The 21,709-nt window shown below is 71.4% G+C and carries 24 protein-coding genes; 13 read left to right on the forward strand and 11 right to left on the reverse strand.

Annotation, left to right across the window (positions count from 1 at the left end; genetic code table 11):
* Window positions 1-5 precede the first annotated feature (5 nt).
* The 6 genes from AC1WTP_RS21245 (at window position 6) to AC1WTP_RS21270 (ending at window position 4,364) form a co-directional block, all read left to right on the forward strand.
* The gene (locus AC1WTP_RS21245) at window positions 6-71 is read left to right on the forward strand and encodes a helix-turn-helix domain-containing protein (RefSeq protein ID WP_447139377.1); all 66 of its coding nucleotides are present in this window, start codon (window positions 6-8) and stop codon (window positions 69-71) included.
* A 79-nt stretch (window positions 72-150) separates the two neighbouring features.
* A complete protein-coding gene (locus AC1WTP_RS21250; protein WP_481651012.1) occupies window positions 151-1,092 on the forward strand; it encodes an ABC transporter ATP-binding protein in 942 nt (313 codons plus the stop codon).
* On the forward strand, window positions 1,089-1,898 hold the full coding sequence (locus tag AC1WTP_RS21255) for a hypothetical protein (protein WP_481651013.1): 810 nt from the start codon (window positions 1,089-1,091) through the stop codon (window positions 1,896-1,898). The genes AC1WTP_RS21250 and AC1WTP_RS21255 overlap by 4 nt, the downstream gene beginning before the upstream one ends.
* Window positions 1,899-1,992: 94 nt before the next feature.
* Window positions 1,993-3,102: an FAD-dependent oxidoreductase gene (locus AC1WTP_RS21260; RefSeq protein ID WP_481651014.1), complete on the forward strand. Its 1,110-nt coding sequence runs from the start codon at window positions 1,993-1,995 to the stop codon at window positions 3,100-3,102.
* A gap of 73 nt (window positions 3,103-3,175) precedes the next feature.
* Window positions 3,176-3,940, forward strand: coding sequence for an arsenate reductase/protein-tyrosine-phosphatase family protein (locus AC1WTP_RS21265; RefSeq protein WP_481651015.1), 765 nt, complete (start codon window positions 3,176-3,178; stop codon window positions 3,938-3,940).
* A gap of 13 nt (window positions 3,941-3,953) precedes the next feature.
* Window positions 3,954-4,364 carry a VOC family protein gene (locus AC1WTP_RS21270; RefSeq protein ID WP_447140703.1) on the forward strand — a complete coding sequence of 137 codons (411 nt, stop codon included), beginning with the start codon at window positions 3,954-3,956 and terminating at the stop codon, window positions 4,362-4,364.
* A gap of 78 nt (window positions 4,365-4,442) precedes the next feature.
* Here AC1WTP_RS21270 and katG read toward each other — a convergent pair whose 3' ends face one another.
* Both katG and AC1WTP_RS21280 read right to left on the reverse strand, forming a co-directional pair.
* Complete coding sequence (gene katG, locus AC1WTP_RS21275) at window positions 4,443-6,638, reverse strand: catalase/peroxidase HPI (protein ID WP_481651016.1); 2,196 nt, start codon at window positions 6,636-6,638, stop codon at window positions 4,443-4,445.
* 32 nt (window positions 6,639-6,670) lie between these two features.
* Window positions 6,671-7,078: a Fur family transcriptional regulator gene (locus tag AC1WTP_RS21280; RefSeq protein WP_481651120.1), complete on the reverse strand. Its 408-nt coding sequence runs from the start codon at window positions 7,076-7,078 to the stop codon at window positions 6,671-6,673.
* 162 nt (window positions 7,079-7,240) lie between these two features.
* On the opposite strand from AC1WTP_RS21280, the gene AC1WTP_RS21285 reads away from it, so the two are divergent.
* Both AC1WTP_RS21285 and AC1WTP_RS21290 read left to right on the forward strand, forming a co-directional pair.
* The gene (locus tag AC1WTP_RS21285; protein WP_481651017.1) at window positions 7,241-7,738 is read left to right on the forward strand and encodes a hypothetical protein; all 498 of its coding nucleotides are present in this window, start codon (window positions 7,241-7,243) and stop codon (window positions 7,736-7,738) included.
* A gap of 356 nt (window positions 7,739-8,094) precedes the next feature.
* On the forward strand, window positions 8,095-9,471 hold the full coding sequence (locus AC1WTP_RS21290; protein WP_481651018.1) for an FAD-dependent oxidoreductase: 1,377 nt from the start codon (window positions 8,095-8,097) through the stop codon (window positions 9,469-9,471).
* 127 nt (window positions 9,472-9,598) lie between these two features.
* On the opposite strand, the gene AC1WTP_RS21295 is transcribed toward AC1WTP_RS21290, so the two are convergent.
* Window positions 9,599-10,942, reverse strand: a complete 1,344-nt coding sequence (locus tag AC1WTP_RS21295) for a glycoside hydrolase family 18 protein (protein WP_481651019.1) — start codon at window positions 10,940-10,942, stop codon at window positions 9,599-9,601.
* A gap of 312 nt (window positions 10,943-11,254) precedes the next feature.
* On the opposite strand from AC1WTP_RS21295, the gene AC1WTP_RS21300 reads away from it, so the two are divergent.
* A complete protein-coding gene (locus AC1WTP_RS21300; protein ID WP_481651020.1) occupies window positions 11,255-12,130 on the forward strand; it encodes a bile acid:sodium symporter family protein in 876 nt (291 codons plus the stop codon).
* Window positions 12,131-12,270: 140 nt separating this feature from the next.
* Here the strand turns inward: AC1WTP_RS21300 and AC1WTP_RS21305 are convergent, their stop codons facing one another.
* The 5 genes from AC1WTP_RS21305 to AC1WTP_RS21325 all read right to left on the reverse strand — a co-directional run bounded on the left by AC1WTP_RS21305 (window position 12,271) and on the right by AC1WTP_RS21325 (window position 15,842).
* Window positions 12,271-13,314, reverse strand: a complete 1,044-nt coding sequence (locus AC1WTP_RS21305; RefSeq protein ID WP_481651021.1) for a fatty acid desaturase family protein — start codon at window positions 13,312-13,314, stop codon at window positions 12,271-12,273.
* 89 nt (window positions 13,315-13,403) lie between these two features.
* The gene (locus AC1WTP_RS21310; RefSeq protein WP_481651022.1) at window positions 13,404-13,913 is read right to left on the reverse strand and encodes a DUF3618 domain-containing protein; all 510 of its coding nucleotides are present in this window, start codon (window positions 13,911-13,913) and stop codon (window positions 13,404-13,406) included.
* Window positions 13,910-14,350, reverse strand: a complete 441-nt coding sequence (locus tag AC1WTP_RS21315) for a phage holin family protein (protein WP_481651023.1) — start codon at window positions 14,348-14,350, stop codon at window positions 13,910-13,912. Before AC1WTP_RS21315 ends, AC1WTP_RS21310 begins: the two co-directional genes overlap by 4 nt.
* A 181-nt stretch (window positions 14,351-14,531) precedes the next feature.
* On the reverse strand, window positions 14,532-14,774 hold the full coding sequence (locus tag AC1WTP_RS21320) for a hypothetical protein (RefSeq protein ID WP_481651024.1): 243 nt from the start codon (window positions 14,772-14,774) through the stop codon (window positions 14,532-14,534).
* Between the two features lie 225 nt (window positions 14,775-14,999).
* Window positions 15,000-15,842, reverse strand: coding sequence for a hypothetical protein (locus AC1WTP_RS21325; protein WP_481651025.1), 843 nt, complete (start codon window positions 15,840-15,842; stop codon window positions 15,000-15,002).
* A 22-nt stretch (window positions 15,843-15,864) separates the two neighbouring features.
* On the opposite strand from AC1WTP_RS21325, the gene AC1WTP_RS21330 reads away from it, so the two are divergent.
* Complete coding sequence (locus AC1WTP_RS21330; protein ID WP_481651026.1) at window positions 15,865-16,860, forward strand: endonuclease/exonuclease/phosphatase family protein; 996 nt, start codon at window positions 15,865-15,867, stop codon at window positions 16,858-16,860.
* An 86-nt stretch (window positions 16,861-16,946) separates the two neighbouring features.
* Here the strand turns inward: AC1WTP_RS21330 and AC1WTP_RS21335 are convergent, their stop codons facing one another.
* Window positions 16,947-17,852, reverse strand: coding sequence for an SMP-30/gluconolactonase/LRE family protein (locus tag AC1WTP_RS21335; RefSeq protein WP_481651027.1), 906 nt, complete (start codon window positions 17,850-17,852; stop codon window positions 16,947-16,949).
* A gap of 98 nt (window positions 17,853-17,950) precedes the next feature.
* Here AC1WTP_RS21335 and AC1WTP_RS21340 point away from each other — a divergent pair, with 98 nt between their 5' ends.
* Window positions 17,951-18,412, forward strand: coding sequence for an Lrp/AsnC family transcriptional regulator (locus AC1WTP_RS21340; protein ID WP_481651028.1), 462 nt, complete (start codon window positions 17,951-17,953; stop codon window positions 18,410-18,412).
* Between the two features lie 21 nt (window positions 18,413-18,433).
* Here AC1WTP_RS21340 and AC1WTP_RS21345 read toward each other — a convergent pair whose 3' ends face one another.
* A complete protein-coding gene (locus tag AC1WTP_RS21345; protein ID WP_481651029.1) occupies window positions 18,434-18,730 on the reverse strand; it encodes a BON domain-containing protein in 297 nt (98 codons plus the stop codon).
* Between the two features lie 546 nt (window positions 18,731-19,276).
* Here AC1WTP_RS21345 and AC1WTP_RS21350 point away from each other — a divergent pair.
* Entirely contained in the window at window positions 19,277-20,845 is a 1,569-nt protein-coding gene (locus AC1WTP_RS21350) for a DHA2 family efflux MFS transporter permease subunit (protein WP_481651121.1), read from the forward strand.
* A gap of 150 nt (window positions 20,846-20,995) precedes the next feature.
* On the forward strand, window positions 20,996-21,298 hold the full coding sequence (locus AC1WTP_RS21355; RefSeq protein WP_481651030.1) for a GNAT family N-acetyltransferase: 303 nt from the start codon (window positions 20,996-20,998) through the stop codon (window positions 21,296-21,298).
* 119 nt (window positions 21,299-21,417) lie between these two features.
* Here AC1WTP_RS21355 and AC1WTP_RS21360 read toward each other — a convergent pair whose 3' ends face one another.
* Complete coding sequence (locus AC1WTP_RS21360) at window positions 21,418-21,681, reverse strand: hypothetical protein (protein ID WP_481651031.1); 264 nt, start codon at window positions 21,679-21,681, stop codon at window positions 21,418-21,420.
* Window positions 21,682-21,709: the final 28 nt, after the last annotated feature.

The raw sequence follows: 21,709 nt of genomic DNA on the forward strand, positions 1-21,709 counted from the left end.
GCACCCTGGAAGCCATGTGCCGGGTGCTCGACTGCCAACCCGGCGACCTGCTCGAGTGGGTCGACGAATGAACCACCGCGTCCCACCACCTGCCGCACACGTCGCCGCCACCGGCGCGGCGGTTCCGCACGCCTCCAGCGGCGGTCGTCGATGATCGAGGTCCGTGGGCTCACGAAGCGCTACGGCGATGTCCTGGCCGTCGATGACCTGAGCTTCGATGTCGAGCCGGGGAGAGTCACCGGGTTCCTCGGGCCGAACGGAGCGGGGAAGTCCACGACGATGCGGATGATGCTCGGCCTCGACCGACCCACCTCCGGAAAGGTCCTCGTGAACGGTCGGACGTTCGAGACGCTCACCGAACCGCTCCGGGAGGTTGGCGCGCTGCTCGATCCCGGATCCGTTCACCCCGGCCGCACCGGACGCAACCACCTCCGGGTGGCCGCTCGGACGAACGGCATCTCCGAGCGCCGGATAGCCGAGGTGGTCGAACAGGTCGGACTCGGACGCGCGGCCGGCCGCCGGATCAAGGGCTACTCGCTCGGCATGCGCCAGCGTCTCGGGATCGCCACAGCGCTCCTCGGCGACCCCCGGGTGCTGCTGTTCGACGAGCCGATGAACGGGTTGGACCTGGACGGCATCCGCTGGATCCGCGGGCTGCTCCGCCAACTCGCCGACCAGGGGCGCACCGTGCTGGTCTCCAGCCATCTGTTGAGCGAGATGCAGCAGACCGCCGACCGTCTGATCGTCATCGGTCGCGGCCGCCTGATCGCCGACGCGACGACCGAGGACATCCTGCGCGGACTGGGGCACGTTCAGGTTCGAGTCCTCAGCACGCAGTCGGATCTCCTGCTCACCCGGCTCCGGGAACGCGGCCTCACCGTTCAGCGCGTCGACCCGCACGAGTTGCAGGTCGACGGCAGCAGCGCCGAGGAGGTGGGCGACGTCGCCCACTCCTGCCACATCCCGTTGCACCACCTGTCCGAGGTCCAGCACTCCCTCGAGCACGCGTACCTCGCGCTCACCAGCAACCACGTGGAGTACCACGGCGACCGGACGACGGGTGTCCGGGCGACACCGGAGGGAGAGCGGTGACCGCCCCGCTGACCACTCCTGCCCCGCACGCGGTGGCTGAGGACGTCTCCACCGTGCGCCTGTTCGCCCGTACCTGCGCTGCCGAATGGACCCGGCTGTGGACGGTCAGGACCACCTGGTGGTTCCTGGCCGCGGCAGCCGTGGCGATGGTGGGGATCGGTGCCATCGCCGGCTTCGAGGCCGCCGCGGATCCCGTTCCCCCACGAGGCGATTCCGCCTGGGCGGTGTCGACGATCAGCGCCATGCCGGCGCAGTTCGCCCTGCTCGCTCTCACCCTGACCGCGGTCACGTCCGACTACGCCACCGGCGGGATCGTCCCGACCCTGCAGTGGACGTCACGCCGGGCGGTCCTCTACCTCGCCCGCGCCGTCGTGGCGGCCGGGGCCGCAACGGGCCTCGGTGTGCTGCTGGGGCTCGCGTCCGCCCTGGCGGCCTTCGCCGCGGCCCGGCCGGGACTCAGCCTGCCGTTCGCCGACGGCCTCGAGGCACTCGCCACCGTCGCCTTCGTCTTCGCGGCCGGTACCGTCCTCGCTGCCGGGCTCGGCTTCCTGCTGCGCAACGCCGCCGGTGCCCTGGTCGCGGTGTTCCTCCTGATGCTGGTACTGCCGCTGTTGCTACCGCAGTTCGGCTACCGGTGGATGTCCGCGCTCGCCGATCTCCTGCCCGGGTCCGGCGCGGCGTTCCTCCTGCTCGGGGAGGTGCCGGGGATGACGACGGCGTCCTCGGTGACGGTCCTGCTCGGCTGGGCCGCCGGCGTCCTCCTGCTCGGCTGGTGGCGACTGACGCGCGACGACGCGAACCGGTAGGAGGCGGTCCCGTCGGTCGGCGCGACCCTCTCCGGCTCCGGTGCCGTCTGCTCCGGGCAACGTTCCGTCCACGACTCCCGACAGGTGAAGGCTGATGAACGTAGACGTGTTGGTCGTCGGGGCCGGGCTGGCCGGGCTGCACACGGCGACGCTGCTCGCCCAGCGCGGCCACGACGTGCTGCTGGTCGAACGGCGACCCACGCTCACCGGCGCGATCCGCACGACGGGGATCTTCGTTCGGCGTACGCTCGATGATTTCACGCTGCCTCCCGGGTGCCTCGGGCCGCCCATCCGGCGAGTGGCCCTCTACCCCCCGGGGCTGCGCCGTCGGGTGACCCTGGTCAGTGCGCGTGACGAGTACCGGGTGGCCGACATGGCGGCGCTGTATGTGGCAGCGGCCCGCGCCGCGGCCGATGCCGGCGTGCGGACAGCGTTGGGCACCCGCTATCTCGGCCGGCGAGCCGACTCCTTCCTGATCGCGGGTCGGGACGGGCCGACCGAGGTCCGGGCGCGGTTCGTCGTCGGCGCCGACGGTGCCCGCTCGCGGGTCGCCCGGGACCTGGCCCTGGACCGCAACCAGCACCTGCTGGTCGGTGCCGAGGAGGTCTTCAGGGTCCCCGGATGCGTGGAGCCACCGGCGTTCCACTGCGTGCTCGACCCCTCGCTCGCCCCCGGCTACCTGGCGTGGGTCGTCAACGACGGGCGGCATGCCCACGTCGGCGTGGCCGGCTACGCCAACCGCTTCCCCGACGGTCTTCGGCAGGCTCTGGAGCGGTTCCGTGCCTCGGCGCCCGGCCTGCCCGGCGTCGACCGTCCTGAGCAGGTCGAGCGGCGCGGCGGCCCGATCCCGGTCGGCGGGGTGCTGCGCCGGATCAGCTGCGCTGACGGGCTCCTGGTCGGAGATGCGGCAGGTGCGGTCTCTCCGCTGACCGCCGGCGGCCTCGATCCGTGCCTGCGGCTGTCCGAACTCGCCGCCGCCGTCCTCGACGAGGCGCTGCGCGCCGGCCACCCTGCGGCGTTGACCCGCTACGACGGCGCCGCGCTGCGCGCGCGCTTCCGGGGAAGGCTGATGCTGCGCCGGGGGCTGGCCCAGGTGCGCACCCCCGCCGTCGCGGCAGCGGCGTTCACGCTGCTGCGCACGCCGTTCGGGCGGGCCGCGGCCAGCCGCATCCTCTTCGGCGACGGTTCCTTTCCCGCTCCCTGATCCGGATCGGAGTCAGGGCCACCCTCGCCCCAGTCGTCTATTTCATCAAAACGGTTTGATGTATCCTGCTGGCATGGCGTCGTCGAATCACGACACCCCGGCGTTCGTGCGCTTGGCCGCCCATCCGCTGCGATGGCGGCTGCTGACCGAGCTCGCGAGCAGCGACTACCGGGTCCGGGAGTTGGTGACGCTGGTGGGTGAGCCGCAGAACCTGGTCTCCTACCACCTTCGGCTGCTGCGTGCCGGCGGGCTGGTCACCGCCACCCGCAGCAGCTTCGACGGCCGCGACAGCTACTACCACCTGGATCTGGACCGCTGCGCGAGGGCGATGGCCGACACCGGCGCCGCGCTGCACCCGGCACTGCGCCGAAGCCCCGCGCCACGCATCCCCCTGGGGCGCCCGCTCCGCGTCGGCGTGCTGTTCGTGTGCACCGGCAACAGCGCCCGCTCACCGATCGCCGAGGCCCTGCTCCGCCACCGCACCGACGGCCACGTCGAGGTGTCCAGCGCCGGCACCCGGCCCAAGCCACGCCTTCATCCCGACGCCGTACGACTGCTGCACGACCAGTTCGGCATCGACGTCACCGGCCAGCTCCCACGGCACGTGGACACGATGACCGGCCACCGGTTCGACTACGTGATCAGCCTGTGCGACAAGGCCCGCGAGGCCTGCCCCGACTTTCCGGACCCTTCCCGGCGGGTGCACTGGAGCGTCCCCGACCTCGCCACGGCCGGCGACACCGACCAAACCAGCTACCCCGCCTTCCAGCACACCGCTGCCGACCTCGACACCCGCATCAGGCACCTGCTGCCCGTCCTCACCGCCACCGGTTCCTGAAGGGAATCCAGCCGTGACAGCACCCGACCAGTACGCCAGCGTCCGCTACCTCGTCGATGACGTGCAGACGGCCATCGACTTCTACACCACCCATCTCGGCTTCACCCTGCACACCAGCGCCGCGCCCGCCTTCGCCGACGTGGTGCGCGGCCCACTGCGGCTGCTGCTGTCCGGGCCGGCCAGCTCGGGCGCCCGCGCCACCCCCGACGACGCCGCCACCGCCGGACGCAACCGCATCCACCTGGTCGTCGACGACCTCGATGCCGAGATCGACCGACTGCGCGGAACAGGACTGTCGTTCCGCAGCGACGTGGTCGCCGGGCCCGGCGGACGCCAAGTCCTGCTCGACGACCCCGCCGGCAACCTGATCGAGCTGTTCCAACCCGCCCCCTCGGCAGGCGCACCGGCACCGGCCACACACTGATCACGGCCGCACCGGACAGGCGGTCCCCAGGCGGACCGGCCCCGGTCACGTCTGCCGTGACCGGGGCCCGCCGCCGCCTCAGGCGAGGTCGAACCGGTCCAGGTTCATGACCTTGACCCAGGCCGCGACGAAGTCCTGGACGAACTTCTCCTGGCCGTCGGCACTGGCGTAGACCTCGGCGATGGCCCGGAGTTGGGAGTTCGCGCCGAAGACGAGGTCGACGGCGGTGGCGGTCCACTTGACCTCGCCCGTGGCGACGTCCCGGCCCTCGTACACGTTCTCGGTCGTGGCGGACGCCTTCCACTCCGTGCCGATGTCGAGCAGGTTCCGGAAGAAATCGTTCGTCAACGTCTCGGGCCGGTCGGTGAAGACGCCGTGTGGTGCCTGTCCCGCGTTCGCGTTCAAAGCTCGCATGCCGCCGAGCAGGACGGTCATCTCGGGAGCGGTCAGCGTCAACAGGTTGGCCCGGTCCAGCAGCAGGGTCTCCGGCGACAACTTCTGCCCGGCCCGCAGGTAGTTGCGGAACCCGTCCGCCCTCGGTTCGAGCACGGCGAACGACTCCACGTCGGTCTGTTCCTGCGTGGCGTCCGTGCGCCCCGGTGCGAACGGGACCGTGACCTCATGCCCGGCGCTCCGGGCCGCCTGCTCGACGGCCGCGCACCCGCCGAGGACGATCAGATCGGCGAGCGAGACCTTCTTCCCGCCGGACTGTGCGTCGTTGAATTCCTGCTGGATCCGCTCCAGCGTCCGCAGCACCGTGGCGAGCTCGGCCGGCTCGTTGACCTCCCAGTTCTTCTGCGGCTCGAGCCGGATCCGCGCCCCGTTGGCCCCGCCCCGCATGTCCGTGCCGCGGAAGCTCGCCGCGGACGCCCAGGCCGTCCGGATCAGCTGGGAGATGGACAGTCCCGAGGCGAGGACCGTGCCCTTGAGGGCGGCGACGTCCTCGTGCGAGATCAGCGCGTGGTCGACCGCCGGGACCGGGTCCTGCCACAGCTGCGGCTCGGGGACCCACGGGCCGAGGTAGCGCGAGACGGGCCCCATGTCGCGGTGCAAGAGCTTGTACCACGCCTTCGCGAACGCCTCCGCGAACTGGTCCGGGTTCTCCAGGAAGCGCCGCGAGATCTGCTCGTAGCTCGGGTCGACGCGCAACGCGAGATCCGTCGTCGCCATCATCGGGGCGTACCTGACCGAGGGGTCGTGGGCGCCGGGCACCGCGTCCGCCGCGGCGCCGCCCTTCGGCTTCCACTGCTTCGCGCCGGCAGGGCTCTCGCAGACCTCCCACTCGTGCCCGAAGAGGGTCTCGAAGAAGCTGTTGTCCCAGGTGATCGGGGTGGGCGTCCACGCGCCCTCCAGCCCGCTGGTGATCGTGTCCCTGCCCTTGCCGCTGCCGAAGCTGTTCTTCCAGCCGAGCCCCTGCGCCTCGAGCGGGGCGCCCTCGGGCTCGGGGCCGACGTACTCGGCGGAGGCGGCGCCGTGCGTCTTGCCGAACGTGTGCCCCCCGGCGATGAGCGCGACCGTCTCCTCGTCGTTCATCGCCATCCGGCGGAAGGTCTCGCGGATGTCCCGGGCGGCAGCCAGCGGATCCGGAGTGCCGTTGGGCCCCTCCGGGTTCACGTAGATCAGCCCCATCTGGACGGCGCCGAGCGGGCCGGCGAGTTCCCTGTCGCCGCTGTAGCGCTCGTCTCCGAGCCAGGTGTCCTCGGGCCCCCAGAAGATCTCCTCGGGCTCCCAGATGTCCTCGCGTCCGAAGCCGAAGCCGAACGTCTTGAACCCCATCGACTCCAGGGCACAGTTGCCGGCGAAGACCAGGAGGTCGGCCCAGGAGATCTTCCGCCCGTACTTCTGCTTGACCGGCCAGAGCAGCCTGCGTGCCTTGTCGAGGTTCGCGTTGTCGGGCCAGCTGTTGAGCGGGGCGAAACGCTGGGCGCCGTCACCGCCACCGCCGCGGCCGTCCTCGATGCGGTACGTTCCGGCGGAGTGCCAGCTCATCCGGATGAAGAGCGGGCCGTAGTGGCCGTAGTCGGCCGGCCACCAGTCCTGCGACGTCGTCATCACCTCGAAGATGTCTCGCTTCAGTGCGTCGACGTCGAGCTTCTTGAACTCCTCCGCGTAGTTGTAGGCCTCGCCCATCGGGTTGGCCCGGGGGGAGTGCTGGTGCAGAACCTGCAGGTTCAGCTGGTTCGGCCACCAGTCCTGGTTGCCCCTCGGCCGGCTCCGCTTCGGGGTCGGGGAGGGGATAGCCGGGTTCTCGCTCTCGCTGCCGTGTTCAGGCACGTCGATCCTTCTCCTGTCACTCGCTGGTTCGGTCAGCTGGATGCTGGTGCCGGGGCACACCCGGGGCAGGACCCCCAGTAGGTGACCTCGGCCTCGTCGATAGAAAAGCCCTGGGGGTCGGACGCGCTGAGGCAGGGGGTCTCGCCGACGGCGCAGTCGACGTCGGCGATCGCACCGCACGACCGGCACACGACGTGGTGGTGGTTGTCGCCGACCCGGGACTCGTAGCGGGCCACGGAGCCGGCGGGCTGGATCCGCCGGAGAAGTCCCGCGGTGGTCAGCGCGTGCAGCACGTCGTACACGGCCTGGTGGGACACCTCGGGAAGCTCCCGACGCACCGCGCCGAAGATCGAGACGGTGTCGGCGTGCGGATGCGCGTGCACCGCGCTCAGCACCGCCAGCCGTGGACGGGTCACGCGGAGCCCGGCCTCGCGCAGCATGCGCTCGAAGTCCGAGGTCGTGGCCACGGTGCGTAGTATGCTCCAGTTTATTCTTGAATGCATCCAGAATCCGGCGACCCGCCAGGAGGAAGTGGGCAGCGGGAGCCGCCGCCGCGCCGCCGCTGATCTTGCCCACCCTCCACTGTGGGATCATGGCCGCTCATGTGCGCGATCTTCGCGCCGGAGCATGTGGAGGACCGTGTGCGCGGATCAGCGCGACGACTGGCAATCTCGATTCTCTCCGCGACCGTCGCGGCGGTGACGCTCGCGTCGCCCGCGCAGGCCGCGACGAATCCGTTCACCGCGGCGCAGGCGTGCAACAACGACTTCGGTGGCTCATGGGCGTACGCCAGTGACGGCCACCGGTCGATCTACGCGACGGATGGCACCAAGGTGGGCGACGTCTACCTGATGTACAACAGCGCCACCGCGTACAACTGTGTCGCCACCCTCAAGCGGGTGGCCGTCGGCTCGACGACCGGGGTTTCCGCCGGCATCCGGGTGGAGGGAGCATCCTGGGCCTACGACTCCGGAAACTACAAGTACTACGCCGCGATCCAGCGCTCCGCGCGGGACAAGTGCGTGATGTACAGCGGCGAGGTCCTGTACTTCACCAGCTGGCAGAGCGCTGGCCGGTACAGCTGGGGCAACTGCGGCTGAGTTCTCCCCCCGGCCTGTATCGGCAGGCACGGGATCCTGCTGGTGCGGGGGCGGGCAGCTGCCATGTCGACAGTCTGGGCGCCCCCGCCCGGTGCCGCGTCGCCGCATTTGCCGGTCGCTCGTCCGGCGGCTGCGGGGCGCGCATCACGCTGACGCTGTCGTGCCGGCCGGGCCCGGCGGTCGTGCCCATCCGCGCCCCGACCCGGCACTTTGTCGCCTTGCGGACGTTTTCGGGCAGCGGTCGGCGCTTGTGCGACGATCGTCGGGCGTCATGCTCACCGGACCGTTCCGCGCCCGCGCGCCGGTCGCTGGCAGGCACGCGAGAAGGCACCCCCTCGTACCCCTTGGAGAGCACGATGTCCCTCTCTCCGGCTCGGGTCTTCGCCGCGCTGAACGCGGTGCGACCACCCGACCAGGCGTCTCCGATCATGGGCAAGGCCGTCGTGGTCGGCGGCAGTGTCGCCGGGTTGCTGGCCGCCCGGGTGTTGTCCGACCACGCGGAGAGCGTCGTCATCATCGACCGGGACGACCTGCACGTGGCCGGGGAGCGGCCGGGCGTGCCACAGGGGACGCAACTGCACGCGCTGTTGCCCGGCGGCCTCTTCCAGCTCGAGCAGATGTTGCCCGGATTCCGCGAACGGGCGCTGGCGCAGGGGGCGATCGAGGCGCCCCCCGCGGCCAGGCGGAACTATCTCGACGGCCGCCTGAAGGTCGTCGTGCCGGACGACGCCGACAGCCTGGCGGGCAGCCGGCCGCTGCTGGAAGGGCTGATCCGCCAGCAGGTGCTTCGACTGCCCAACGTCAAGACGATCACCGCCCGCGCCACGGGTCTCGTGTTCGACGGTGACGTGACCACCGGGGTCCGCTGCGACGTCGGTGGGGCGCCCGGCGTCGAGCGCGGTGACTTCGTGGTGGACGCCATGGGGCGGTCGAGCAGGCTGTCCGAGTGGCTGGAGCAGGCCGGCTGGGACCGGCCCGCCATGCGGCGGATGACCGTGCACCTGAACTACGCGACGGCCCTGTTCCGACGCCGTGAGACGAACCCGGAGTTCGCGGTCGTCCTGGCGCTGCACACGCCGAGAATGGCGTCGGACGTGGCCGGTGCCGCGTTCTTCGCCGTCGAGGACGGCCGGTGGATGGCCATGATGGCCGGTTACGGGGACAACCGCCCAGGGCGCACCGCGGCGGATTTCGTCCGCCGGCTGCGGGCCCAGTTCCCGCCGGAGTTCGGCGAACTGGCCGGGAACGAGCTGCTCGGCGACGTCCAGACCTACCGCCACGCCGACAGCCGGCGGCGGGACTTCCACGCGCTGAAGCGCTTTCCGGCCGGGCTGGTCAGCGTCGGTGACGCGGTCGCGTCGTTCAATCCGGTCTACGGGCAGGGGATCACGGCGGCGGCCCTGCACGCGGCCTGCCTGTCGGCGTACCTGCGGTCAGGCCCGGATCTGGGCGTGACCGCTCGCCATTTCCTCGACCTGCAGCAGGTCGTGGTCGACGCCGCCTGGTCGACGTCGACCTCCGCCGACCTGGCGCTGCCGCACGTCGAGGGTCCCTACCCGCGTGGCTACCGGTTCTCCAGCTGGGTCAGCCGGCAGATCGTCACGGCGACCGTCACGGACGTGGCGATCGCGCGGCGGTTCAACGAGGTGGTCTCCATGCGTGAGCATCCGAGTGCGCTGGCCACGCCCGGCGTCATACTGGGCGCCCTGCGCGCCAACCGGCGAGCGCGCTGATCGGGCCGTCGCGCTCGACCACGGTCGAGTGCTGTGGCGCCCCGCCGCCCGGTCCTGCCGGGCCGCCGCCGGCCGGGGAACCGGTCGGCGGCGGCCGGTGGCAGGGTTACCAGGCCCAGGGGTACGACTACCGGGTCGCCAGCCCGAAGCCGATCGTCTTGGTCAACGTGGCGTTGTCGTCGTCGCCGTCCAGCGACCAGACCATCGCTCCGGCCAGGCCGGCCCGCCGGATGTACAGCGTCTTCTGCAGCACTACCGCCGGATCGTCGTATGTCCAGAAGGTGGTGCCGTCGAACAACCAGGCGTGCCCGACACGAAGGTCGCGGTGGACGGTGAAGCCGTTGCCGGCCAGGGTCTTCAGCTGCCGGTAGTCCTCGTAGCCGGCCTCGAAGGTGGCCGGCGCGGGCCCGGCCGCGGGCTGGAACAGCCCGGTGCCGCCCCCGGTGACGCCGGTCCAGCCCCGGCCGTAGTACGGGATGCCCAGGACCAGCTTGTCCCGGGGCGCGCCGCGGGCGATCCAGCCGTCGATCGCCACCTCGGCGGAGAAGTCCGGGCTGTCCGGCGCTCCCGCCGGCACACGAAGCGCCGACTGCTGGTTGGTCACCGCGTCCCAGCCGCCGTGGAAGTCGTACCCCTGGACCGTGGCGAAGTCCAGGTACTGGAAGATCTTGCGCCCCTCGTATCCGGCGTCCATGGTCGCCGGGTTGGCCGGCAGGAAGGCGGTCAGCGGGTAGTGCTTGCGGGTCTGCCGGCCGTACGCGTCGAGTTGCCGGCGGAACTCGGCGAGCAGCTTGGTGAAGTTCTCGCGGTCCTCCGGGCGGACCACGTTGCCCGGCTCACCCGGCCAGTTCGGCCACTCCCAGTCCAGATCGACGCCGTCGAAGACACCGGCGGCGGCGCCCGGGCCGCCACTGCCGCCGTCCAGGACGGGGAGGTTGCCCTTGAGGTAGAGATCGATGCAGGAGGCGACGAACGCCTTGCGGGAGGCGTCGGTGCGGGCGGCGTTCGAGAAGTACGTCGACCAGCTCCAGCCACCCAGCGAGATCATCACCTTCAGGCCGGGGTGCTTGGCCTTGAGCTTGGCCAGTTGGCCGAAGTTGCCGTTGAGCGGTTCACCCCAGGCGTCGGCGACACCGTCGACGCTCTCCTCAGCCGGGACGGGACGCTGGTAGTCGGCCCAGGCGTCACCCTCGCCCGGCCCGCCGTCCACGTAGCAGCGTCCGTCCTCACTCACGTTGCCGAAGGCGTAGTTGACGTGGGTGAGGCGGCGCGCCGCCCCGGAGGTGTCGAGCTTCTTGACCGGGAAGGCCCGACCGTAGATGCCCCACTGGGTGAAGTAGCCGACCCGGTGGTAGCCGGCGCGGCGGTCCGGGCTGTCACCCGCGCTCGCGGCGGTCGGCGGGGCGGCGGTGACCAGCAGGGTCGCCAGGGCGACGACGGCGGTGAGGCGGCGGTGACGGAATGGTCGCATCGGCACTCCCACGAGGATGGAGCAGAATAGTAAGGAGACCTTTCTGATTGATGAAGCTAAGCCGATCACATTCCGCGGTCAAGAGCCGAGCGGGGAGGCCCGCCGGGTCCGGCGCAGCCGGCGCCAGAGCAGCAGGGCGGCGCCGAGGAGAATCCCGGCCTCCCAGCAACACCATGAGTGGTGCGGGACCCGATTCGGGTGTGGCTCCGTCGCGACGGTTTCGCCGAGCCCGGCGTCTTGGGCCGCCGGCGGCCGGCGCCGAGCCACACGGGGGATTGTGAGGTCGTCTCCCGATGGCGACGATCTCGTGTCATGGACTCAGCCCTGACCCTGATCGGACTGCCCATCGCCCTCGGCATCATCATGCTCGGCCTGGGTCTCGGCCTGACCGTCCAGGACTTCCGCCGGGTGGCCCAGCACCCGAGGGCCGCCGTCATCGCACTGGTGTGCCAGGTGCTGGTGCTGCCGGCACTCTGTTTCGGCCTGGTGCTCGCCTTCGACCTGCCGCCCGAACTGGCCGTCGGGATGATGTTGCTGGCGGCTTCCCCCGGCGGCACCACGGCCAACCTCTACAGCCACCTGTTCGGCGGGCACGTGGCGTTGAACATCACCCTGACCGCCATCAACTCGGTGCTCGCCGTGTTCACCCTGCCGATCGTGGTCAACCTGTCGGCGGCGTACTTCCTGGCCGACGGGAGGAGCATCGGCCTGCAGTTCGACAAGGTGCTCCAGGTGTTCGCCATCGTGCTCGTCCCGGTCGCCGTCGGCATGCTGATCCGGGCCCGGGTGCCGCGCGCCGCCGAACGGCTGAACCGACCGGTCCGGATCCTCTCCGTCGTCGTGCTCGTCGCGGTGATCGCCGGTGCCGTGCTCGGCGAACGGGAGAACATCGCCGACTACTTCGTCTCGGTCGGCCTGGCCGTGCTCGCGTTCAACCTGCTGAGCCTCGCGATCGGGTACGGCATACCCCGGCTGGCCGGGGTGGACCGGAGGGCCGCGACGGCGGCCGGGTTCGAGATCGGCATCCACAACAGCACCCTGGCCATCACGATCGCGCTCAGCCCGGCGCTGCTCGACAGCACCCGGATGGCCATCCCGGGGGCCGTCTACGGCATCGTCATGTTCTTCACCGCGGCAGCCTTCGGCTACCTGGTGACCCGCGTCCGCGCCCGGCCCGCCACCACCTGAGGACGTTTGCCGTTCGCCGGCACCTCTCGGCGGAGCCGACGAGGTCATGGTCCGGCGGCTGGTGCGCCGATCGGGGTCGGGCCGGCCGCGCCGTCCGACGGCGGCGGGGCGAGGAGCGAGGCCGGCGGGTAGGCCGGTCCTCAGCTCGGCCCGGTGTCGTCAGCCGGCCGGCCCGACCCGACCGCGTGGAGATGCGTCAGCGCCTGGGCCCAGGACCGCATCAGGGTGGTCTCGTGGTACGCGATGTCGTGTTCGGCGCAGAACTGGCGGACCAGTGGTTGGGCCCGGCGGAGGTTGGGCCGCGGCATGCTGGGAAAGAGGTGATGTTCGATCTGGTAGTTGAGGCCGCCGAGCAGGCTGTCGACGAACCAACCGCCGCGTACGTTGCGGGAGGTGAGAGTCTGACGTCGGAGGTAGTCGAGCTGCTCGTCGGCGGCGAGGATCGGCATGCCCTTGTGGTTGGGTGCGAAGGCACTGCCGAGGTAGAGGCCGAGTAGCCCCTGGTGGACGAGGACGAACGCGACGGCCTGCATGGGGCTCAGGACAAGGACGACGGCACCGAGGTATCCGGCGGCGTGTAACGCCAGCAGGGCGGCCTCCGCCGGGCGTCGCTTGATCCTGCGCCGGCGGACGACGGCCCGGACGCTGTTGGCGTGCAGATGCAGGCCTTCCAGCAGCAGCAGCGGGAAGAACAGGTACGCCTGGTACCGAACCACCAGTGCGGCCAGCCCGCGTCGCGTCCGCCCCTGCCCGGGCGTGAACGACAGCGGCCTGACCACGATGTCCGGGTCCCGGCCTTCGGTGTTGGGGTGGGCGTGGTGCCTGTTGTGCTTGTCGACCCACCAGCCGTAACTGATGCCGATCAGGAGATTGCCGTGGACCAGACCGACCAGGTCGTTGGCGCGGCGGGTGCGGAAGATCTGGCGGTGACCGGCGTCGTGACCGATGAACCCGGCCTGCGCGAAGATCACCGCCAGGGCGGCGGCGACGCTCAGCTGCCACCATGACTCACCGAGCCAGCCGAACAGCGTCCACGCCCCGACGCAGCACGCTCCGAGGGCACCGATGCGCAGCGCGTAGTAACCACGCCGCCGATCGAGGAGGCCCGCCTGCCGGATCAGCCGCGACAGGTCCGCGTACTGGCTGCCGCCATGACGTTCGGTATCGAGGGTCGCATCGCTCATGGTCGCGGCTCCGTGCGCATGGCGTTTCGGACTGACGACGTGGTCACAGTTGGTCCTTCACGACGGGCGAGGTGAACGGCGGGCCTGCGTCAGGAGCGACGCCGAGCAGCGGCGCGGCGGCCCTGCTGACGTACTGTCACGGCGACGCCGACGGTGGCAGCGGCGGCAACGAGCAGGACGGGATGGCGGCGGGCGGCCGATCCCATCCCGACCAGCCGGTCGCGGAGTGCACGGGCGGCGGCAGGCCCCCGCTGGCTCACCGAACCGGTGGTGGCGCTGCCGCGAAGGGCGCCGAGTTTCCCCGACGTGCCTTCACGCAGTGCCGTCCCGCGTTGCTGTGCCGCACGGGCCACTCCGTCGAGACCGGTGCTGGCGGCCCTTCCTCGCGCTGCCCGGACCGCTTTCGCCGCCTTCCCCCGCATCGCCTGAGCCGAGCTGGTCAGGCGCTGTCGGGCACGGCCGTTGATCTCGACGGCCCGGTCCCGACCCCGGGCGCTCACGTCGGTCTTGGCTGCCAGGGCCCGCACCGTGGCACTGAGTTCAGCTCGGCTCTTCTCGACATCCGCTCGGGCGCGGTCCGGGTCGTTGCTCGCGGTCATCGCCCTCGTCCCTCCTTGGCCGCCTGCTGCACCGACTCCACGTCCGCCCGCACGCTGTGCAGCGTCGACTCCGGCTTGACCGGCATCGTCTGCTTGACCTGTTTCCTGCCGAACAACGCGAGCAGCCCGGCCACCGCGAAGAGGACCACCGTGACGATCAGCGCGGCCACCCACGCCGGCATGAACTCGGCGAGGACCAGGATCACGGTGGCGACGAGCGCGCCCGTCCCGAACAGCGCCACGCCTCCCGCGCCACCGACCACCGCGGCGCCGGCGCCGGCGCGTTTGCCCTTGTCGGTCAGCTCCGCCCGGGCCATCGCCAGTTCGTCGCGCACCAGGCGGGTGATCTGGTCGGTCGCACGCTGCACGAGCTGGGCGACCGTGGCGTCCGCGTGCGGCCCGTCGGCAGCCCGGTCTCCGCTGGGCGGGTCACCCATGCGTTGTCACCTCCAAGACGAATTCAGCACGTCGCACCGCTCGCGCCGCGGGCCGGTCGCCGGTGCCGCCCCCGCGGCGCCGCCGGGTCACGCCCAGTCGCCGGTGCCGCCCCGGCGGCGCCGCCGGGTCACGCCCAGTCGGCGCCGTGCCCGGGCGCTTGCGGCGTGGCGCTCGCCGTCCTCACCGCGCTGCGGCTGCCGGCGACGTTGTTTCCCGGTCGGCCGGGCCGCCGGCGATCGGCGACCCGGCCAGGCCCGCCTCGGCGAACGCGTCGTCCGGCCGGGCAGGAAGATCACTGGCCATCGCGCCACCCGCGGCACGGCGACGGCCGGCTCTGACGACGGCCACCGCGGTGATCACCGCGGCCAGGGACATCGCCGCCGCCTGGATCAGCGGAACTCTTCTGTTGCGTCGACGCCTCATGCCCGATCAATCCCTCGCACTGTCGAGTCCAACCTTCGTTCTCATCGTGAGGACACCGCAGCAGCAGTGGGGTCTGTTCGCTGCATTCGACACAAACGGGTCATCTTGCCGGCAATGCCGCCGGGCGCCCCACTGTCGCTGCTCGGCGGGTTCGGCAGGTGTTCGAGCGCCCGGGCCTGCGGCACGACAGGACGCACCGCCGGCGCGGTCGCCCCCGCCGTCTGTTCACCGCGACAGTTCGTCGACCCTGGAGTGCGGCAGGTGGGTGCAGTGGGCAACCGTGGCGTCGTCGGGGATCCGGGCATCGGGGCCCGCGGAGGTGCCGGCTTCGGCCTGCCGGACGCGGCGGATGATGTCGGCCGGCCCGTTGGCGGCCAGCAGTTCCAGCAGGCCGGACCAGTCGGTCAGGCCGTACGGGCTGACGATGCGGCTGGCGCCGTTGCTGAGCAGCGCGAGGCCGTGCAGGTCGTGAAGGGGCCGGCTGCCGGTCACCGCCTCGTGCGCCGCGCGCGGGTCGTCCTTGGCGATCCAGTAGCCGCCCGGCTGGTTCCGGCGAGCCCGCAGCGCCTCGACGCAGGAATCCCGGATCCGGTCGTACTCCGGGGTTTCCCTGGGAACGCCCTTCAGGGCCGCCGAGCAGATGCGCCTGGCGGTGACCTCACGCTCGTCGGTGATGACCTGCGGGCCACCGCGGACCTGGTCGAGGACGAGGAAGGAGTCCGCGAGCAGGAGATAGTCCAGGCGGCCCCGGTGGGCGCGGACCATCGCCACGGTCGCCTGCGGGCTGCTCGGGTTCGTGATGTCGCAGGTGTCACGGTGCTCGGCGGCCATCTCGCCGATCGTGGTGGCGAGGATCGCCGTGAGGTCTCGCCCGTCGTCGCGCGAGAGCCGGCCGAGCAGCGCGCCGCCGAGACGGTGTGTGTACCAGGCGACGCCGTGGCTGCAGATCGACTCGGTGCCCGGGATGCCGGCGCCGTCCAGCAGCACGGCAGCGCCGGGCACAGCGCCGGCGAAGTCCTCGTTCGGCTGGCCGGCCCTACCGGCGCTGGTCGCCATCCTGACGTGCACTCATGGGCTCCTTGGTCAGTGAATGGCCATCGAGGAACTCTGTCCGAGGCGTTACCGCGGGATCAACTCGGCCATCCGATGTAGAGAGTCTTCGCCCACCATTCGGGGCGATGTCATGGTGAGCTGGCATGCTCCGCAGATGCGGATCCCACGAACGCTCCTGTCCCTCCTCGCCGTCGTGGCGACGACTGCGGTCCTGACCTCACCGGCCACGGCAGCGGCGGCGGTCGACCCGCCCCCGCCGCAGGCGCCGGATCGACCCGTGCGCGTCATGACCTTCAACATCCATCACGCGGCCGGCGCCGACGGCATCCTCGATCTGTCCCGAGTGGCCCAGGTGATCCGGGACAGCCGGCTCGACGTCGTCGGCCTCCAGGAGGTCGATCGGCACTTCGGCGAGCGTAGCGAGTTCGTCGACCAGGCCGCGTGGCTCGCGCGCGCGCTGAACATGCACGTCGTCTACGGCGCCAACCTCGATCTCGAACCGCTCGCCCCGGGCCAGCCGCGCCGCCAGTACGGCACCGCGATCCTCTCGAACTTCCCGATCCTGGAGTGGCAGAACACCTACCTGCCGCGGTTCGGCAACCACGAGCAACGCGGCCTGTTGCGCGCCCGGATCAACGTGCGGGGGGTACCGGTGCAGGTCTACAACACCCACCTGCAGCACAACGACGCCGCCGAGCGGGTTGCCCAGGCGCAGGCGATCGCGCAGCTCATCGGCGTTCCCGACGAGTCGGTCGTCCTGCTCGGCGACCTCAACGCCACCCCGGACACGCCGGAGATCCGGACTCTCGTCGAGACCCTGGTGGATGCCTGGGAGGCGGCCGGCGTCGGCGAGGGGCACACCCACCCGGCCGAGGACCCCACCCACCGCATCGACTACATCATGCAGTCCGGCGACGTCGTCGCCCGTACGGTCGCGGTCGTCGCATCCCCGATGGCCACCGCCGCCTCCGACCACCTGCCGGTGGTCGCCGACCTGGCGCTGCCCGGGCAGAAGGTCGGCGTCGGTCACTGACCGTGCGGCTCGACCCGGACGCCCCGTGTCCGATGGCCGGTGCGGCGTCGCCGTACCGGCCATCGCGGGTGTCCGCGGCACGCGGGTCACCAACCGGGGTAGCGGACGCCGTTGACGTTCACCCGAAGGGTGAAGAGCGAGCTGGAGGCGCAGATGTAGAGGTGGTTGCGCTTCGGGCCGGCGAAGGTGAAGTTGGCGACCACCTCCGGCGTGTGCAGCTTGCCGAGCAGGGTGCCGTCCGGGTGGAAGCAGTGCAGACCGTCGTGCGCGGCGATCCAGACCCGGCCGGCCTCGTCGAGCCGTACGCCGTCGAAGGACCCGGCGTCGCAGGTGGCGAAGACGTCGCCCCCGGCGAGCGTCCCGTCATCGCGTACGTCGAAGCGGCGGATGTGCCGGCGCCGGGTGTCGACCACGTACAGCGTGGCTTCGTCGGCGTCGAACGCCAGCCCGTTGGGCTGCTCGAAGTCGTCGGCGACGACGCGCACCTCGGCGCTGTGCGGGTCGACCCGGTAGACGTGGTTGCCGCCGATCTCCGGCTCGGCGCGGTTGCCCTCGTAGTCGCTGTCGATGCCGTAGCTCGGATCGGTGAACCAGATCGACCCGTCGGAGTGCTCGACCACGTCGTTCGGGCTGTTCAACCGCTTACCGCGCCACCGGTCGGCGAGCACCGTGTCCGAGCCGTCCGGCTCGGTCCGGGTGACCCGGCGCCGGCCCTGCTCGCAGCTGACCAGCCGGCCGCGCCGGTCCACGGTGTGCCCGTTGGCGTATCCGGCGGGCTGGCGGAACACCCCGACCGCCCCGGTGGTCTCGTCCCAGCGCAGCACCCGGTCGTTGGGAATGTCGCTGAACAGCAGGTAGCGCCCGGCCGGGAACCAGGCGGGCCCCTCGAGCCAGCGCCCCCCGGTCCACAGGCACTCCACCCACTCGTCGCCGTTCACCCGTGCGAACCGCTCGTCGAGCACCTCGAACCGGGTCCGGAACCGATCCAGCATGGCAACCTCCCGCGCTACTCGCGTTCGGGAGAACGCTAACATGACCGAACCAGGATCGGACTTTCGAGAGAATATCCGAACGAGCGTCAGGAGGTGGCGTGGACGACATCGACCGTGACCTGCTGGCCGCCCTGCAACGGGACGCCCAACAGCCGTACGCCGCGCTCGCCGCGACGGTCGGGCTCTCCACCGGTGCCGTGCACGAGCGGGTCCGCAAACTGCGCGAGCAGGGGATCATCCGACGGACGACGGTCGACGTGGACCCGGCCGCGGTGGGCCGCGGCGTGCTCGCCTTCGTGATGGTGGAGGCGAACGCCTGGATGGGCGACCGGTCCACCCACGAGGCCCTTGCCGCGCTGCCCGAGGTGGAGGAGGCGCACGTGGTGGCCGGCCCCGCCTCGGTGCTGGTGAAGATCCGGGTCGGCACGCCGGAGCAGCTTCAGGCCAGCCTCCGGCGGCTCTTCCAGGTCGAGGGCGTCACCGGGACGCGGACCATCGTCGTCCTGGAGACGTTCTTCGAGCGCCCACTGGATCCGCACCCGCCGACGACCATCCCCTGACGCGGGCGACGGGCGGAGGGCCTACTGTCCCGGCCGTTCCGCCGGCCGCAGGCGTAGCGAGTTGCACACGTCGAAGACGCCCGGCACGTCCCACGCGAGGTCGCCGGCGACCTGGCGGGCCGCGGCACTGGCCACCGTCCCGGCCAGGATCACCACCCGGTTCTGCACGCTGACCGCGATCTGCTGCCGGCGGGTGGTCCAGTCGATGCTCAGCCGCTGGGACACCAGGGCGGCCAGCCGCAGATCCTCGCTCTGCTGCTCCGGCACGTCAGGGGAGTGGAACGAGGGGTCGTCGGGGAATGGCCAGGGCAACACCATTGGTCCTCCGGTCGTGTTGGCGGGTGTCGTCCACGGCTGCCAGGCAATGCGTCGCGTTCGCCCACCACCCTCGGTGACGATCGTGGAGGTGACCATGCGGTTCCTCGACAGTTGTGTGACAAATGAACCGACGCCATCGGGTGGATGCGCGCGTGACACCGCTCACCTCCACCCGCTGGGCCGCCGGCCGCGAGCGCCGATGCGCGGCCCGCCGCCGGGCGGCGGGCCCGAGGTCGACGGGTCGGTCGCGCCGCCGGTGACGAGGCGCCCGTGTCGCCCGGGACGCCGGCCCGGGGGCGCCACGCCGGACCGGTGGCTGCGTGGGCCGGTCGGGCGTCGTCCCGACCTGGGCCGTTCGGTGGGGATGGTGCGGAGTGAGGTCGGCCTCGACGGCCGGAAACCGGAGGCCGATTGTCGGTCCCGGTCGTTAGTCTGCCTGCGGGCACCGATCCCAGACGTGACGACGCGCGCCGCACGAGGCCCGGCGCCCGGCCAGTGCCCGCCGGCCGAAACGGGGATTCAGGAGATTTAGTGACACAGCAATCCATGGCGACATCGGACAAGCTCGACGCGGCGGTTCTCAAGGTGGCCGGGGTCGTCGTCCTCGGCGCGATCATGTCGATCCTCGACGTGACGGTGGTCAGCGTCGCCCTGCCGACCTTCCAGCGCGAGTTCGACGCGACCTACGCCGAGGTCGCCTGGACGATGACGGCCTACACCCTCGCCCTGGCGACGGTGATCCCGCTCAGCGGCTGGGCCGCCGACCGGTTCGGCACCAAGCGGCTCTACATGGTCGCGTTGGCGCTGTTCACGATCGGGTCCGGGCTGTGCGCCACCGCCGACACGCTCGGGGAGCTGATCGGCTACCGGGTGCTGCAGGGCCTCGGCGGCGGCATGCTCATGCCGCTCGGTATGACGATCATGACCCGGGCCGCCGGACCCAACCGGATCGGCCGGCTGATGGCCGTTCTCGGCATTCCGATGCTGCTCGGGCCCATCGGGGGCCCGATCCTCGGCGGCTGGCTGATCGACACGGCGAGCTGGCACTGGATCTTCCTGATCAACCTGCCGATCGGCGTCATCGGTCTCATCTACGCGCAGCTGGTCCTGCCGAAGGACGCCCCCGAGCCGTCCGAGTCGTTCGACTTCGTCGGCATGCTGATGCTCTCGCCGGGGCTCGCCCTCTTCCTCTACGGCATCTCCACGCTGCCCGAGGCGGGCACCTTCGCCGACGCCGAGGTGTGGGCGCCCATGCTGGTCGGCGGCGCGCTCGTCGTCGGGTTCGTCCTCTACTCCTTCAAGCCCCGGCACCCCCTGCTCGACCTGCGGCTGTTCCGCAACCGCAACCTGACCATCGCGACGGTGACCCTGTTCGTGTTCATCATCGCGTTCATGGGCGCCGGCCTGCTGTTCCCGAGCTATTTCCTGCAGATCCGCGGCGAGACGACGCTGGCCGCCGGCCTGCTGATGGCCCCGCAGGGCATCGGCGCGATGGTGACGATGCCGATCGCCGGCACGCTGGCCGACCGGGTGCCGGTCGGTCGCACGGTGCCGTTCGCGCTCGCGCTCATCGCGGTCGGGTTCTTCACCTTCACCCAGGTCGACCCGCACACGTCTTACTGGCTGCTCTGCGGGTCGCTGTTCGTGATGGGCCTGGGCATGGGCGGCACCATGATGCCGATCATGACTTCGGCGCTGAAGACCCTGCACGCCCACGACGTGGCCCGCGGTTCCACGCTGGTCAACATCCTCCAGCAGATCGGCGGGTCCGTCGGCGCCGCGGTGATGTCGGTGATCCTCACCAACGAGCTGAAGGGCTCCCCGGCCGTGCCGGGAGTCACCGGCCCGAGTGGGGAACCGCTGACCCAAGCCGGCCTCGCGATCGGCATTCAGCAGCAGCCGGAGCTGGCCCAGCAGTTCCCGGTCGACCCGTCGCTCATCGAGCGTGGCCTCGACTTCGCCGCCGGTTCGTTCGCCACCACGTTCTGGGTCGCGTTCGCGCTGGTGCTTGTCACGTTCATCCCGGCGGCGTTCCTGCCCCGGCGGCGCGAGCCGTCGCACCTGCTCGACGAGGAGCGGGGCGGCCAGGCCAAGACGCCGGTCGTCATCCACTGACCGGCCGGTCGGGCCGTCGGGCACATCTCCGACGGCCCGACCCGAGGCCGGCCTGCCTGCGGCAGGCCGGCCTCGGCCTGTCCAGCCGCCGCCCGGCCCGTGCCCGGGCCGGCGCGGTGCGCCCGGCGGAACCCGTGGTTGGATGGCGGGGTGCAGTTCACCGTGACAGACGTGCCGGAGCGGGAGCGTTTCGAGGCGCGGGACGAGTCGGGAGCGCTGGCCGGCGTGGTCACCTACCAGCTGAGCGGCGCCATCATCGCCTACACCCACACCGAGGTCGCCCCGGAGTTCGAGGGGCAGGGGGTCGGGTCGACCCTGGCCCGTGCGGTGATGGACGACGCCCGGGCGAGAGGCCGAACCGTGGTGCCGATCTGCCCGTTCCTCAGTGACTGGCTGGGCAAGCACCCCGAGTACGACGCCATCGTGGCCCGGTCGACGCGCAAGGTGAAGTAACCCGCACCGGCCGCCCGGGGTGTGCCTCGATTCCGCAACCGGCGGTCGTCGTGCCGCGCCGCTGCCGGTAGGCCAGGTCGGCCCGCCCGGCGGCCGGGGCGGGCGGCCGCGTTGCCCGGTCAGAGCACCGAGAATCCCGCCGGTAGGCCGGGCCGGCCGGTGGCGGCGAGCAGCAGCGGCCCGGCGACGTCGACGGCGGTGGCGGGACGGGCCAGGTAGTCCTCGACCGTCAGCAGGGACCGGCTGGTATGACCGACCAGTGCGCGGACGTCCCACTCACCCAGGCCCGGCCGCTCCCACCGGTCGCCGACGAGCGCGGCGGTGCGGAGGAAGCACCGGGTGGCGTCGGTGAACGCCCGGCGTGAGTCGTCCCACGGGAACATGCCTGCCAGCCTAGGCGCCGGCCGCTCC

It is taken from the genome of Micromonospora sp. R311 (assembly GCF_056780015.1).